Origin of the sequence: Mesorhizobium sp. M0800 (assembly GCF_040320095.1) — a bacterium.
Classification (GTDB): Bacteria; Pseudomonadota; Alphaproteobacteria; order Rhizobiales; family Rhizobiaceae; genus Mesorhizobium.
In genome coordinates this window covers 1-14,309 of sequence record NZ_JAMYOZ010000047.1, presented here as the reverse complement: position 1 = coordinate 14,309, position 14,309 = coordinate 1, and the positions used below count along the sequence as shown (strand labels likewise).

Below are 14,309 nucleotides of genomic sequence, written 5' to 3'. Positions count from 1 at the left end.
GCGAGCAAGGGGGAGCACCGATGATACTCTATGGAATGATCGACAGCGGCAATTGCTACAAGCCGCGCCTGTTGATGGCCAAGCTCGGCATCGCTTTCACCAATGTCGAGGTCAGCTCGCACACCGGCGACACGCGCAAGCCCGACTATGTCGCGAAAAATCCGAACGCCATGGTGCCGCTGCTCGAACTCGACGACGGCCGCCGGCTGGCCGAATCCAATGCCATCCTGCTCTATCTCGCCGAAGGCACGCGGTTTCTGCCGGCGGACAGATACGAACGCGCGCTGGCCTATCAGTGGCTGTTCTTCGAGCAATACAGCCACGAGCCTTATATCGCCGTGCGCAGGGCGCTGCTGACCTTCCCTGAAAGAGCCAAGGACGCAACGCCCGAGCGGCTGGCGCTGACGCTGGAGCGCGGCAACAAGGCGCTCGGCGTCATGGACAACCACCTGGCCGGGAGCAGCTTCTTCGCCGGCGATGTGCTCAGCGTCGCCGACATCGCGCTCTATGCCTATACGCACACGGCCGAGACGGGCGGGTTTCAGCTCGACGCCTATCCGGCGGTGGCCGCCTGGCTGAAAAGGGTCGAGGCCGACCCGGGGCATGTGCCGCTGGAGTGGGTGGGTTGAGTGCAACTCGCCGACTTTGCTGAGCAACGTTGACAATTGGCGAAAGCTTCGGCGAAAGCGTCCTTCTCCCCGTCACTATACGGGGAGAAGGAGCTGTATCGCCGGTTTCGCCAATTGTCGGCGTTTAAAATCCAGACAGCAAAAAGGCGGGACAAAATCCCGCCTTCCCATGCTTGGTAGCCTGATCGGGAGCGCTTTGGCCGGGCCGGCAGCAATCTGCTGCTTCGGCTTGTCGGGGTCTTTCGCTCCGGCGCGCTTCTCGCGCGACCGCCAGTACATCCGTGACTTGCCGCGCGCCCCGGGCTATCGCCCGGCGCGCGCCATTCGCAAAATCAGGCTGCCTTGCTCAGAGATCCAGCGGACGACTTGCCAGTGCGGCGGTCCTGCTCGATCTCGAAGTTGATCTTCTGGCCTTCGACCAGGGTCGACAGTCCAGCACGCTCGACTGCGGAGATGTGGACGAAAACGTCCGCGCCGCCGCTGTCAGGCTGAATGAAGCCGAAACCCTTGGTGGAATTAAACCACTTGACCGTACCTGTTGCCATTTCGATAGTCCTTTACGTTTGCTCTAGTTTGACTGGACCGAAACCCAGCCGGTTTGTATCGAGATTTTGGAGATAGAACGTCAGCAAACGCGAAGATCGCGAGGCCCGGATCGATCGGCCGAAATATCAATGGACCGCATATAATATGCTTTCGCGCAAAAAACAAGACGGGGCGGAAAATGGCGCGGCGGCAACGCCGCCCAACGGCCGCCCCAATCGCGTGAGAGCGTCGTCGCTGCGCGCCTGATCCGGGAGGATCGCGCCGGCTTCGGGCGCGACCGGGTTTTGGGGAGAGGGACATGAAAATCGTTCTGCTTGCCGCTTGCCTGACGCTGGTGGCCGCCGAGGCGCAGGCGGGCTCGCGCTACGACCCGACCCGCATGAGCTGCGGCAAGGTGCAGGCGACGATCGCGCGCGAGGGTGCGGTCATCCTGCGCTATCGATCGGCGCGCGTGCCGGGGCTGGCGCTCTACGACCGCTACGTGCGGAGCCAGCAATTCTGCGACATCGGCGAGGTCAGGGCGCGGGCCTCGGTGCCGAGCACCGACACGAATTCCTGCACCGTCTACAAATGCAAGCGGGTGGAGATCGACCGGCGTTTTCGCCGGCGCCTGCTTCCGGATTAGAGTGGGACGAAATGGTGCGCCGGGTGCCGGCCTCGCCTGAATATCAGCACCCCTAAAACCCGAACGACACCTGCGCCGGCGGCGGCGGGCCGACGCGTACGCCTTCCATTGCCAGCATCTTTTCCTTGGTGGCCGAGCCGCCAGGGGCGGAAAAGCCGCCGATCTTGCCGCCGGCGGCAAGGATGCGGTGACAGGGGATGACCAGCGGCACCGGGTTGGCGCCGAGTGCGGCGCCCGTCTCACGCGCCAGCCCGGCATGGCCGGCCCGTTTGGCCAGTTCGCCATAGGTGGTGGTTTCGCCGAAGGCGAGTTTTCGCGCCGCGTCATAGATCGCCAGGCGGAACTCGTCGACGCCGCTGAGATCGACCGGCACGTTGGAGAAATCGATATCCTCGCCGGCGGCATAGGCCTTGATCGACGCGATCAGCTCGGCAACCCATTGCGGCTCGGGCTTCGCAGCCTGCTCGGCGGCGGCATGCCGCAGCAACCGGCGTTCGACCGCGTCGCGATTGCGCTGCGGCAGGCAGAGCCGGGTCAGTCCGGCATCGCTCCAGGCGATGCCCATGAAGCCGAGCACGGTTTCGAAGACCGCGTGGCCGGCGGTGGCATGAGAGGCGTCCATGGCGTGCTCCTTTCCGGAATCCTTCGAAGTACAAATCCAGAACAATATCGCATTTCGCGGCCCGGCTCGCCACCCGAAAACCACCGGCTACCGCGGATTGCCCGGGGAAAGATGCTGGTGTAAGGACTTCTTAACACCCGACGAACCGGACCCGAGCGCCGCTTGCCAGCAAAATTCCTCTTTCCCGTCCTTGCGGCGGTGTTGGCCGTGGCCGCTCTCAGCGGTTGCACCTCGACTTCGCCGGTGACCCCGACGCCGGCCTTCACCGAAAATACGGCCAATACCGATGCCGGCTTTACGTTGGCGCTGCCTGACACGGTTTCGGTGCTGCCGGAGCCGTCCGGCGTCGCCCAGACAGCGGCGCTGCCGATCGAGCCGGCCGCCGCCTTTGCCGGGCCGACGCCGCTGGCGGCAACTACCCCCGCCGTCATGACCGCCAATGCCCTGCCTGTTACCGCGACGCCAGCCGTCGCCATGCCGGTCACCCAACAGACCGCGGCCATGCCCGGCGTTCAGCCGGTTTCCTACACGGTGCCGCAGAACCCGGCCGCTCTGACCGCGATCGATCCCACCGAGGGTCAGTCGAGCGCCGGCGGCCGCAGCGAGATCGAGCGGCTGATCGAGAAATATTCCGCGCTTTACCAGGTGCCGGTCGATCTGGTGCGCAGCGTCGTCAACCGCGAGAGCACCTTCAACCCGAAAGCCTACAATCACGGCCATTGGGGGTTGATGCAGATCAAGCACGCGACGGCGCGCGGCATGGGCTATGACGGGCCGGCAAGCGGCCTGTTCGATGCCGAGACCAATTTGAAATACGCGGTGAAATATCTGCGCGGCGCCTGGCTGGTCTCAGGCGGCAACCCCAAGCGCGCCGACCGGCTCTACCAGAGCGGCTATTATTACGACGCCAAGCGCAAGGGGCTGCTCGGAGAAACCGGGCTCGGCAGCGATAGCTTGCGGCGCCGCATGCAGCCCGATGCCTGAGCCGCGTCCGCCGGCGCCAAACGACATCCGCCTGCGCAAGATCCTCGACGACACGCTTCTGGCGCCGCGCTGGCCCGAAGGTTTTTCATGCGCGCCTTCGAAGCCGCCGATGCACTCGCTTTGCATACGCTGTTGACCGCGGTGTTCGACGACGGCGCCGACGGGCCGTTCGACGAATGGTGGCCACGCATTTCGGCCGACGCGGAATTCGACCCAGCTTTGTGTTTCCTGGTCATCGACGGCAAGGGCCGGCTGGCGGGCGCGGCGCTCTGCTGGACGCGGGCTTTCGTCAAGGATCTTGCCGTCCACCCGGAGGCACGCGGCAACGGCATCGCCGAGGCGCTGATGCGCCACGCCTTTGCGGTGTTTCAGGCAAGGGGTGCTGCGCATGTCGATCTCAAGACCAATACGGTGGAGAACGCCGCCGCAGTGCGGCTTTATCAGCGGCTGGGGATGGTCGAGGTGGATTGGGCGGGGTGAGGCGCGGTCGGCAAGCCGACGAACGCCCGGAGCCATGGTGGAGGGCAGGGACCGAGCGCAGGATCCGGAAGGGAAATGTCCACCAGGCGGCAGGTCGCGTCTTGCCGGTCCGGGCGTCAATGTTGCAATTCGCGCGGGAGCTTTGACGAAACCGGAGAAACATGATGCGGCTTTTGCTTTCCAGAACCGGCCTCGCCACCTTGATCCTCGCCGTTCCGCTGTTCGCGGGCGTGGCGCGGGCCGACGATTGCGCCAATGCGCAGGACCAGGGGACCTTGAATGAATGTGCAGGGAATGCGTTCGACAAGGCCGACGACAAACTCAATAGCGCCTACAAGCAGATCGAGGGGCGGCTGAAGGACGATGCGGCGACGAAAAAGCTGCTGGTCGATGCGCAGCGCCACTGGGTCGCTTTCCGCGACGCCGAATGCGCTTTCCAGGGCGGCCCGCGCGAGGGCGCCGGCAGCATGTATCCGATGGTCGTCTACGATTGCCAACGGGCGCTCACCAATGATCGGGTGAAGGATTTCGAGAACTATCTCAATTGCCCGGAAGGCGAGGTCAGCTGCCCGGTGCCGGCGCAGTAGCGTCTGCCGATTGGCAATCGCATATGGGGGTCCCCCTCATCCGGCCGCTTCGCGGCCACCTTCTCCCCGCCGGGGAGAAGAGGCTGGCATCAACGCCGACGACCTCCTCTCCCCTCGGGGTGAGGTCGGATTGCCCCGAATTGCCCTTCGCAATTCGGTTGGCAATCCGGGTGAGGGGGACTTCTGCCGCCCGCCGCAAAAAATGTCGGAACCGCCCTTCGCCATGCGTCCTTGAGAGGCAAGGCGCGTTGCCGGAACCTTGGCGCGCGTGGTCAAAATCCTAAGAGATGGAGATGACGATGATCAGCTTTCCCAACGAATCCGCTGAATACCGCACCGCCCGCGACACCCTTTTGCAGAAGGAAATCGAGCTGCGCCGCGCCATGGAGGATGTAGCCGTCGCCCGCCGCGCGTTGCCCAAGGGCGGGCTGGTGCCGCAGGATTATGTGTTCGACGGGCTTGGCGCCGACGGCAAGCCGGCCAAGGTCAAGCTGTCGGAGCTGTTTGCGCCCGGCAAAGACACGCTGCTCATCTATAACATGATGTTTCCGCGCCATCCGAATGAGACACGCGACGTCGCGACCAGCGGCGGCACGGCGAAGCTTGCGCGGCAGGATCAGCCGTGCCCGTCCTGCACGGCGCTGCTCGATCAGTTCGACGGCGCCATCGGCCATCTCGAAGCCGCCGGATTCAATTTCGCCGTGGTCGGCAAGATGGCGCTGGAAAATCTGCTGACGCTCGGCCGCGACCGTGGCTGGACAAACATGCGGCTGGTCTCCTCGGCCGGCAACAATTTCAAGCGCGATTATCACGCCGAGGACGAAGCCGGCGCTCAACTCCCCGTCCTGTCGGTGTTCCACCGCGATGCCGACGGTATCAGGCATTTCTGGAGCTCCGAGCTGGGTTTCACGCTGCCGGAACCCGGCCAGGACCCGCGCGCCATCGGTACCTGCGAGATCTTGTGGAACCTGATGGATTTCGCGCCGGAGGGCCGGCCGGACTGGGACGAGCAGCTGCAGTATGATTGCTGCCACTGACCTTGGCATTCCCTGTCGGCGTATCGGGAAATCCTGCCGGTGCCGGGCTCTTGTCCCGATGTGATTTGACGCTGCAGCGCGCTGACCTACCCTCTAGTGCCGGAACCGGGGAGACGAGCGATGCAGTCGCCTTTCAACAAGATGCGAAGCATCACGCTGGCAGCGGCGGTGATCCTTGTCGCCGTCAGTGCGGCCTATGCCCATCACGGCTGGTCGTGGACGCAGGACGGGTTTTTCGAACTCAAAGGCAAGATCACGGCCATCTATATCGGCAACCCGCATGCCACCCTGGACGTCGACGCGGAGGGCGAGGTCTGGCGGGTGGAGATGGCGCCGCCGTCGCGCACGATCGCCGCCGGCTTCACCGAGGAGGTTGCCAAGGTCGGCGACGAGGTGACCGCGATCGGCCATCGCTCGCGCGACGAGAGCGAAAAGCGCATGAAGGCGGTGCGCATCATCGTCGGCGGCAAGACCTATGATGTCTATCCCGAGCGCGTGCCGCCGGCCTGAATGGACGGGTTTTTTGCCGGTATCGAGCAACTCGCTTTGGTACGGGGGCTGAAGGCCTCCTTCCTCGCCTACCCCATCGTCAATGCGCTCCACATCATGTCGATCGGCGCGCTGTTGACCAGCGTCTGGCTCATGGACCTCAGGATCCTCGGCGCCTTCCGCTCGCTGCCGCAGGCACCGTTCGTGGCGCTGCTGCGCCGTACCGCAGTTGCCGCGTTCGGCGGTGCGCTGGTCACCGGCTCGCTGCTGTTTTCAGTCCGGGCGAGCGAATATGCGGCGATGCCGATTTTCCTCGCCAAGATGGCGCTGATCCTTCTCGCCGGCGTCAACTTCCTCGCCTTCCTGCGCGTCTGCCGCGCAACAGGCGGTGACGAGCCGGCTGGTGGGGCCACTACCGTCCTGGCGGGGCTTTCGCTGGTGCTGTGGACATCCGTGCTGTTCGCCGGACGGTTTATTGGTTTTTTCTAAGAGACCGAAGAGATGGTGTGCGGCGGCATCGAAAAGCAGACTGAGGCGTCGCTCAAGGCGCTGAAACGTTGCCTGGAAGCGGCGGGCACCTCGCTCGACAATGTGGTGATGGTGCGCATCTACGCCGTCAATTCCGGTTTTTACAACGCCATCAACCGGGTCGATGCGAAGTACTTCAGCGTGAATCCGCCGGCGCGCAGTCTCGTGCCGGTGGCATCGTGGCCGATGGAGTTCGATATCGAGATCGAGTGTGTGGCGGTGGGGTGACCTCGGCGGCATTCGTCATCTCGCGGCCAAAGTGCTTAGTGAGCATGCGTATGTAAATCGGTCCCTCGCTCACGCAACGTTCCGAAGCCGCGCGTACTTTCATGTACATAAACAACTGCGGTTATCCCCCTTCCTCGAAGACCAAAATCATTGTACATATCTTGAGGTTTTGGGGGGAACAATGACTGAGGGATCATTTACTGCAGCGGAGCTGCGTGCGGAAGAAGCTACAAAACTTCCGGCGTTTCCTGTCAATATACATCAGATAAGATCGGCAGTTCAGAAAATTCTTTCAGAATGGAAATCTCTGGGCTTCTTTCATCAGTATACAGACCATAGCTTTTCCCACGTTGTCGATATGTTAAAAACTGTGGACTGGGTGATTCCCGACGAAACAAAGAATCACATGACGCCGGCCGATTGGTTAATGATTGTACTATCTGTCTATTTTCACGATCTCGGCCTTCTTATTAGCCAGGATGAGTACAAAAATCGATCAAAGAACCCTGATTACAAAACGTTTTTGGCTAATCCTGTGCTGCCATCCGAAAAACACAAAGAATTTGTTGCTCGTCTGGAGCAGATGCCACAAGAAGATGCCGATCGACTGCGATATCAAGAATTCGTTCGATACAGCCACGGAAAGCGTGTTCGTGCCTGGTTGGACGGGACCATTCTGGATGATGACAATTCGTCGGCGGCCATACGCAAAATTCTTGAAGATTTGCTGAAGCCTTTAGATTATACTGTAAGGCGCGATCTTGCCTTGATTTGTGAAAGTCACACGCTCGCCAGTATAGATGACACATCCGTCTTTAAAACATCTCAGCCGTACGGAAGTTCTGACGAAACAGTCAATCTACAATACTGCGCGGTTATACTGAGGACCGTCGATCTGCTTCAGATTACTAGGCAGCGCGCGCCGGGAGTCCTGTATCAGCTTATAAACCCAAATGACCCAATCAGCCAAGTCGAGTGGCAGAAGCAAGGCGCGGTGCGGACCGTGCGTGCCGCCCTCGGTAGGGACCGAGAGGGTCACGTGAGTAAGTCGGTGCAGTCGGATACGATAGAAGTGCACGCGACCTTCAAAGAGCCAGACGGATTTTTCGGGCTCACTAGCTATTTGTCCTACGCGGAAAAGGAGATGAATCAATCTTATGCGGCAATTCAAAAATCAAGCCGGGACGTAGTTGATCCATATAATTTTCCTTGGCGTCATATAGATACAGATTTCATCGATACTGAAGGATTCCTTACTGATTCTTTTGAGTTTGAATTAGATCAGCATAAAATACTTGATCTTTTGACCGGTCACACGTTGTACAATGATACTACTGTGGTGTTAAGAGAACTTACACAGAATGCTTTGGATGCCGTTAGACTTCAGGCTGATATTGATGGTGTCGAATCTGAAAAACGGGGAGTTGTAGAAATTATCTGGAATGACGCGGAGCGTTCTTTGACGGTATTGGACAACGGGACCGGCATGTCACAGGAGGTAATCGAGAGCCATTTACTAAAAGTTGGGTCCTCCCGCTATCAAGATGCAAAGTTTAAAGAGAAGTTCCCGGAGTTCCACTCAATAAGTCGCTTTGGCATTGGGGTACTATCCGCTTTTATGGTTTCGGATGACGTCGAGATTACCACATGCAGTGACGATGAAGAAGAGGCAAGAAGAATTGCTCTCAGATCAGTTCATGGAAAGTACCTAATCAAGCTTCTTGACAAAGTGTCCAACCGGGATCAATTGCCAATGTATCCTCACGGCACCGCCGTAAAGATGATTCTGAGGCCGACGGCCCGCATCGGTGACGTATTGAGAGTTGCGAAGTCGTGGCTAATGTTTCCCAGGTGCGCCGTTAGGGTCAAGATCAACAATGACGATCCCATAGTTATTGGTTATCAGTCACCAAAGGAGGCGATTCAGTCTTACTTGGCTTCTTCCTCCCGACGGCGTTCTCGATACAAAAGAGAAGTGGAGGTAAAGGAATTTACCAAGGCGGGCGTGACGTTGGCATTTGCCGTAGCGAAAGATGAATTGTTTCAGGATTGGAGTTTTGTCGATGTGCCACGCGAACGGGAGCTTGTTGCTGATGATGAAGATCCTGCCCCAATCGCTACTTGCGTCGAGGGCGTAGCCGTCGAGCACAGCACTCCGGGGTTTAGGGCGCCTGTTATCCTTGCCGTGGCAAATTCCATAGGCAAGGGCGCCCCACGCACGAACGTGGCGCGCTCAGCTCTCGAAGAGACTGCCGAACAGAGGCAGATGTTGCAGACTATTTATGAGTTGTATGCCCGCCATATCTCTGACGAGATTAAACGGCTTTCTGCTAGCGATAGTCACTCGCTTTCGCGTGCTGTTGGAGTCGCTCCTTACATCGCTACTCCTTTGATTGGTCAGTCAGTGCCTGCATCTAAGCCGATCCTCCTTTCAGAATCGATGTCGAGGGTTCCGCTCGTGCTTATTGAAGACTCCAACGGCCGGTCAAATATTACAATTAGTGAACTTAGCAAATCGAAAGAATTTTGGACAGTTGAGTCTCCTCTTTATAAATCAATAGAATATTTTGTTAAAGAGGCACCGTCAGATATCACTACCTCAAAGATTCTTGCTACACTTGGAAATAAGAGCGGCACTCACCCGGCTGGTGTGACCGTGTGTAACCTAAATTCGTCTGGTTATGTTGAGGAAAATATAAAAGGTTCTTTTGAGATCGCCGAGATCGTAGCTTCCCAGGAAGCTAGGCAGCTAGAGCTTCGTTGGGTCAAGCGCGAGGGCAATCCGCAGTGGCTCTCGACCGTTGCGGTTTACGAGCAGATCGCTCAGAAGGATATCAAGTTCTGGCATGTCTTACGGGAAGCTCGCGAGCGGCTTCGCGCCACTCGCTCTACGAGCGGTGATCGGCTCAATGTGCCCGGCCCATCGATCCAGGCGCGAGGACTAGGTGTGGCAGGCAGTTTCGTCTCAAATCGGGAAAGGTATCTCGCGCCGGGGGTGCCCCTAGCAAAGTTGCTCTTTTCGATGGGTACGTCAGGTGATCTAGATGAATTCCGTTCATTGGCCGCGAACCTGTTGGTTATAGAGTTGCTGCGGAGTTTCCGCTGGAGTTGGGATATCTTCAATGAAGACCTGCTCGATCGAGCTATTAGCCAGGCTGGCTTCGAATGGCTGAAGAACTACATGAAAGATTCTCAGGCATTTGTGCAGGCATTGCAGGATACGAACTCGACGATTTTCGACCCATTTGCATGGGATCGGAGAGACTCGGCTATTGAATCGTTCGCCTACTGAGGGGCCACTATGAGCGAGAATCCGTACTTGCTGGAGAGATACAAGTACATCCTGGATCAAAAGAAAGAGTTAAATAAAACGACATTTATTATTGCAGCTTTTTATCAGGCTGTTTTGGTAGCGATATTGGCCGCTCAATTTAGCATAGTGAAGGGCGTGGCTGATCGTAGTTTGAGCAGCGACCTAGCTAGACTTGGCAGTTGGGGACTTTTTTGGTGTGCTGTTGCGGTGTCAGCTATCTGTATAGCAGCGCTGATTAGTGGGCTATTTGCTTGGCTGAACTATCGAGAAGATGAATCGGAGATCGAGGTCGTTGCATTTGGTAAGTCGCGAAAACCAGTTCGGTTCAGAGACGCGCTTCGGTGGTACGAGTCTTATATAATCGTAAGTATATTCTTTATGGTATTGGTATATCTAGTCGCATTGTACAAAATTGTCTTACCGCTACTATGAGTTGTAAATACTCGTCGGCACCTTCGACGTCTTAAGCTCTTGGACGGATTGGAACCTTACGCAAAATACTCCTGCAGCGGCCTGACCTCGAGGCTTCCCGCCCGCAGCGCCGCGATCGCCTCCGCCACCGCGGCCGCACCGGACAGCGTCGTGTAATACGGCACTTTCTGCATCAGCGTCGCCCTACGCAGCGACTTCGAGTCCGACACCGCCTTCTGGCCGTCCGTGGTGTTGAAGACGATCTGCACCTGGCGGTTGCGGATGGCGTCTTCGATGTGGGGGCGGCCTTCCAGCACCTTGTTTATCTTCTCGGCGGCGACGCCGTTTTCGGCGAGGAAGCGTTGCGTGCCTGAGGTGGCCAGCACCTTGAAACCCTGGCCGGCGAGGCGTTTGACCGCCGGCAAGATGCCTTTCTTGTCCTCGTCGCGCACCGAGACGAACAGCGTGCCTGCGCGGGGGAGATCAACACCCGCCCCCAGCTGGCTCTTGGCGAAGGCCAGCGCGAAGTCGCGGTCGAGACCCATGACCTCGCCGGTCGAGCGCATTTCCGGGCCGAGCAGGATGTCGACGCCGGGAAAGCGGGCGAACGGGAATACCGCTTCCTTGACCGCGATGTGGCCGGGATTGCGTGGGTCGGGCATGGCGCCGTAATGGGCGAAGGCGTCTTCCAGGCTTTCGCCGGCCATGATGCGGGCAGCAATCTTGGCAATCGGACGCCCGATGGTCTTGGCGACGAAGGGCACGGTGCGCGACGCACGCGGGTTGACCTCCAGCACATAGACGGTGCCGTCCTTGATCGCGTATTGCACGTTCATCAGCCCGCCGACATTGAGCGCGCGGGCAAGCGCTGCCGTCTGGCGCTCCAACTCGTCGACCAGCTCGGAAGGCAGCGAATGCACCGGCAGCGAACAGGCCGAGTCGCCCGAATGGATGCCGGCCTCCTCGATGTGCTCCAATATGCCGGAGACGTAGGTCGACCTGCCGTCGCAGAGGCAATCGACGTCGACCTCGATGGCGCCCGACAGATAGGTGTCGAACAAAAGCGGGTTCTTGCCGAGCAGCGTGTTGATCTGGCCGGTCTTGTCGTTGGGGTATTTCTGCTTGATGTCCTCCGGCACCAGGCCGGGCACGGTGTCGAGCAAATAGGATTGCAGCATGCTCTCATCGTGGATGATCTGCATGGCGCGGCCGCCGAGCACATAGGACGGGCGCACCACCAGCGGGAAGCCGAGCTCGCCGGCGACCAGGCGGGCCTGCTCGACCGAATAGGCGATGCCGTTCTTCGGCTGGCTGAGGCCGAGCTTGTGCAGCAGCTTCTGGAAGCGGTCGCGGTCCTCGGCGAGATCGATCATGTCGGGCGAGGTGCCGAGGATCGGGATACCGGCCTTCTCCAGCGCATCCGCCAGCTTCAGCGGCGTCTGGCCGCCGAACTGGACGATGACGCCGACCAGCTCGCCGGACGCCTTCTCGGCGCGCAATATCTCCAGCACATCCTCCGGCGTCAGCGGCTCGAAATAGAGCCGGTCGGAGGTGTCGTAGTCGGTCGACACGGTCTCCGGGTTGCAGTTGATCATGATCGCCTCGAAGCCGGCGTCGCGCAGCGCAAACGCGGCGTGGCAGCAGCAATAGTCGAATTCGATGCCCTGACCGATGCGGTTGGGGCCGCCGCCGAGGATGACGACCTTTTTCCGCGATGAGACCTGCGCCTCGTTGGCGAGCGCGCCGGCGAACGGCACCTCATAGGTCGAATACATGTAGGCGGTGGGCGAAGCAAACTCGGCGGCGCAAGTGTCGATGCGCTTGTAGACCGGATGAACGTCGAGTGTACGCCTAATCTTCTCGATCTCTTCGACGTCCTTCCTGACCAGGGATGCGAGGCGGGCATCGGAGAAACCCATCGCCTTCAGCATGCGCAGATTGGCGGCGTCCTCGGGGATGCCGTGCTCGCGAATGCGCGCTTCCATGTCGAGAATGCCGGCGATCTGCTCGAGGAACCACGGGTCGATCTTGCACATGGCGTGCACGTCTTCCAGCGAGGTGCCCATGCGGATCGCCTGCGCCACCATGCGCAGCCGGTCCGGCGTCGGCGTGCCCAAGGCGGCGCGGATGGCGTTGCGGTCGTCGACGTGGCTGGCAGCTGTCGTCCCATGGCCGATGCCGGGGATCTCGATTTCGTCCAGACCGGTCAGGCCGGTCTCCAGTCCACGCAGCGCTTTCTGCAGCGATTCCTGGAAGGTGCGGCCGATGGCCATGACCTCGCCGACCGATTTCATCGATGTGGTCAGCACCGGCTCGGCGCCGGGGAATTTCTCGAAGGCAAAGCGCGGGATTTTGGTCACGACATAGTCGATGCTCGGCTCGAACGACGCCGGCGTTGCTCCGCCTGTGATGTCGTTCTCGAGCTCGTCCAGCGTGTAGCCGACGGCGAGCTTGGCGGCGATCTTGGCGATCGGAAAACCGGTCGCCTTGGAGGCGAGCGCGGAGCTGCGCGAGACGCGCGGGTTCATCTCGATCACCACCAGGCGGCCGTCGGCCGGGTTGACGGCGAACTGGACGTTGGAGCCGCCGGTCTCGACGCCGATCTCGCGCAGCACCGCGATCGAGGCGTTGCGCATCATCTGGTATTCCTTATCGGTCAGCGTCAGCGCCGGGGCGACGGTGATCGAATCGCCGGTATGCACGCCCATCGGGTCGATGTTCTCGATCGAGCAGATGATGATGCAATTGTCGGCTTTGTCGCGGACAACCTCCATCTCATACTCCTTCCAGCCGAGCACGCTCTCCTCGATCAGCACTTCGGTGGTCGGCGAGGCGTCGAGGCCGGACTGGACGATCTCGAAGAATTCGGCGCGGTTGTAGGCGATGCCGCCGCCGGTGCCGCCCATGGTGAAGGAGGGGCGGATAATTGCGGGCAGGCCGACATGGTCGAGCGCTTGTGCTGCAATCGCCATGGCATGGCTGATATAGCGCTGCTTGCGGTCGCCCTCACCGAGGTTCCAGCGCGTTTCCAGAGCATCGAGCGCGGCGTCGAGATTTTCGGGCTTTTCCGCCTTCAGCGCGGCGCGCTCGGCCTCGTGCGTCTTGCGGTCGGCATTCTTGACGTCGGTGGCGTTGGCCAGCATCGACTTCGGCGTTTCCAGGCCGATCTTGTTCATCGCCTCGCGAAACAGCGCGCGGTCCTCAGCCTTGTCGATTGCGGTGGCGTCGGCGCCGATCATCTCGACCTGATAGCGGTCGAGGACGCCCATGCGGCGCAGCGAAAGAGCGGTGTTGAGCGCGGTCTGGCCGCCCATGGTCGGCAGCAGCGCATCGGGCCGCTCCTTGGCGATGATCTTGGCGACAACTTCCGGCGTGATCGGCTCGATATAGGTGGCGTCGGCCAGTTCCGGATCGGTCATGATGGTGGCCGGATTGGAGTTGACCAGGATGACGCGAAAGCCCTCTTCCTTCAGCGCCTTGCAGGCCTGGGTGCCGGAATAGTCGAATTCGCAGGCCTGACCGATGACGATGGGGCCGGCCCCGATGATCAGGATCGACTTGATGTCGGTGCGTCTTGGCATGTCGAGGGTCCGTTTCGGCGGGCGGCTTGCACAAAAAGCCGGACGGGATGACCCGGCCGGTTGTGCTCGCGATTCTGGTATCAGGCTAGGAGGGCCTTATAGGGAAGAGTTTTGCCGGATGTAACCCCCTAAAATGCGGGTAGGGCAGTAGGGGAGTAGGGGAGTAGGGGAGTAGGGGAGTAGGGGAGTAGGGGAGTAGGGGAGTAGGGGAGTAGGGGAGTAGGGGAGTAGGGGAGTAGGGGAGTAGGG

General features: G+C 60.0%; 12 protein-coding genes and 2 pseudogenes. 11 read left to right on the top strand and 3 right to left on the bottom strand.

Annotation, left to right across the window (positions count from 1 at the left end):
• The first annotated feature begins 20 nt into the window (after window positions 1–20).
• A complete protein-coding gene (locus NKI18_RS31200; RefSeq protein ID WP_352622190.1) occupies window positions 21–629 on the top strand; it encodes a glutathione S-transferase family protein in 609 nt (202 codons plus the stop codon).
• Window positions 630–961: 332 nt separating this feature from the next.
• On the opposite strand, the gene NKI18_RS31195 is transcribed toward NKI18_RS31200, so the two are convergent.
• Window positions 962–1,174 carry a cold-shock protein gene (locus NKI18_RS31195; RefSeq protein ID WP_023678332.1) on the bottom strand — a complete coding sequence of 71 codons (213 nt, stop codon included), beginning with the start codon at window positions 1,172–1,174 and terminating at the stop codon, window positions 962–964.
• Between the two features lie 299 nt (window positions 1,175–1,473).
• Between NKI18_RS31195 and NKI18_RS31190 the strand changes: the two genes are divergently transcribed.
• The gene (locus NKI18_RS31190) at window positions 1,474–1,800 is read left to right on the top strand and encodes a hypothetical protein (protein WP_352622715.1); all 327 of its coding nucleotides are present in this window, start codon (window positions 1,474–1,476) and stop codon (window positions 1,798–1,800) included.
• A 52-nt stretch (window positions 1,801–1,852) separates the two neighbouring features.
• Here NKI18_RS31190 and NKI18_RS31185 read toward each other — a convergent pair whose 3' ends face one another.
• Complete coding sequence (locus NKI18_RS31185; RefSeq protein WP_352458416.1) at window positions 1,853–2,422, bottom strand: methylated-DNA--[protein]-cysteine S-methyltransferase; 570 nt, start codon at window positions 2,420–2,422, stop codon at window positions 1,853–1,855.
• 162 nt (window positions 2,423–2,584) lie between these two features.
• Between NKI18_RS31185 and NKI18_RS31180 the strand changes: the two genes are divergently transcribed.
• From NKI18_RS31180 to NKI18_RS31140, 9 genes and pseudogenes are all read left to right on the top strand, one after another.
• The gene (locus NKI18_RS31180; RefSeq protein WP_352622717.1) at window positions 2,585–3,406 is read left to right on the top strand and encodes a transglycosylase SLT domain-containing protein; all 822 of its coding nucleotides are present in this window, start codon (window positions 2,585–2,587) and stop codon (window positions 3,404–3,406) included.
• A pseudogene (locus NKI18_RS31175) lies at window positions 3,399–3,886 on the top strand (GNAT family N-acetyltransferase). Before NKI18_RS31180 ends, NKI18_RS31175 begins: the two are co-directional and overlap by 8 nt.
• Window positions 3,887–4,047: 161 nt before the next feature.
• Complete coding sequence (locus NKI18_RS31170) at window positions 4,048–4,473, top strand: lysozyme inhibitor LprI family protein (RefSeq protein ID WP_352649079.1); 426 nt, start codon at window positions 4,048–4,050, stop codon at window positions 4,471–4,473.
• A 299-nt stretch (window positions 4,474–4,772) separates the two neighbouring features.
• The gene (locus tag NKI18_RS31165) at window positions 4,773–5,510 is read left to right on the top strand and encodes a DUF899 family protein (RefSeq protein ID WP_352457556.1); all 738 of its coding nucleotides are present in this window, start codon (window positions 4,773–4,775) and stop codon (window positions 5,508–5,510) included.
• A gap of 120 nt (window positions 5,511–5,630) precedes the next feature.
• Complete coding sequence (locus tag NKI18_RS31160) at window positions 5,631–6,020, top strand: DUF6152 family protein (protein ID WP_352622603.1); 390 nt, start codon at window positions 5,631–5,633, stop codon at window positions 6,018–6,020.
• The gene (locus NKI18_RS31155) at window positions 6,021–6,488 is read left to right on the top strand and encodes a hypothetical protein (protein ID WP_352622604.1); all 468 of its coding nucleotides are present in this window, start codon (window positions 6,021–6,023) and stop codon (window positions 6,486–6,488) included.
• Window positions 6,489–6,491: 3 nt separating this feature from the next.
• Window positions 6,492–6,755: pseudogene (locus NKI18_RS31150) on the top strand (RidA family protein); the annotation flags it as partial.
• Window positions 6,756–6,936: 181 nt separating this feature from the next.
• Window positions 6,937–10,047: an HD domain-containing protein gene (locus NKI18_RS31145; protein WP_352622606.1), complete on the top strand. Its 3,111-nt coding sequence runs from the start codon at window positions 6,937–6,939 to the stop codon at window positions 10,045–10,047.
• 9 nt (window positions 10,048–10,056) lie between these two features.
• Complete coding sequence (locus NKI18_RS31140; protein ID WP_352622608.1) at window positions 10,057–10,500, top strand: hypothetical protein; 444 nt, start codon at window positions 10,057–10,059, stop codon at window positions 10,498–10,500.
• Window positions 10,501–10,556: 56 nt separating this feature from the next.
• On the opposite strand, the gene carB is transcribed toward NKI18_RS31140, so the two are convergent.
• A complete protein-coding gene (gene carB, locus NKI18_RS31135; protein ID WP_352622610.1) occupies window positions 10,557–14,060 on the bottom strand; it encodes a carbamoyl-phosphate synthase large subunit in 3,504 nt (1,167 codons plus the stop codon).
• Between the last annotated feature and the right edge of the window lie 249 nt (window positions 14,061–14,309).

Coding starts and splice junctions, on each gene's coding strand:
- NKI18_RS31185 (WP_352458416.1), bottom strand. CDS start 2,422: ATGGACGCCTCTCATGCCACCGCCGGCCACGCGGTCTTCGAAACCGTG.
- NKI18_RS31190 (WP_352622715.1), top strand. CDS start 1,474: ATGAAAATCGTTCTGCTTGCCGCTTGCCTGACGCTGGTGGCCGCCGAG.
- NKI18_RS31170 (WP_352649079.1), top strand. CDS start 4,048: ATGATGCGGCTTTTGCTTTCCAGAACCGGCCTCGCCACCTTGATCCTC.
- NKI18_RS31140 (WP_352622608.1), top strand. CDS start 10,057: ATGAGCGAGAATCCGTACTTGCTGGAGAGATACAAGTACATCCTGGAT.
- NKI18_RS31165 (WP_352457556.1), top strand. CDS start 4,773: ATGATCAGCTTTCCCAACGAATCCGCTGAATACCGCACCGCCCGCGAC.
- NKI18_RS31160 (WP_352622603.1), top strand. CDS start 5,631: ATGCAGTCGCCTTTCAACAAGATGCGAAGCATCACGCTGGCAGCGGCG.
- NKI18_RS31145 (WP_352622606.1), top strand. CDS start 6,937: ATGACTGAGGGATCATTTACTGCAGCGGAGCTGCGTGCGGAAGAAGCT.
- NKI18_RS31200 (WP_352622190.1), top strand. CDS start 21: ATGATACTCTATGGAATGATCGACAGCGGCAATTGCTACAAGCCGCGC.
- NKI18_RS31195 (WP_023678332.1), bottom strand. CDS start 1,174: ATGGCAACAGGTACGGTCAAGTGGTTTAATTCCACCAAGGGTTTCGGC.
- NKI18_RS31155 (WP_352622604.1), top strand. CDS start 6,021: ATGGACGGGTTTTTTGCCGGTATCGAGCAACTCGCTTTGGTACGGGGG.
- carB (WP_352622610.1), bottom strand. CDS start 14,060: ATGCCAAGACGCACCGACATCAAGTCGATCCTGATCATCGGGGCCGGC.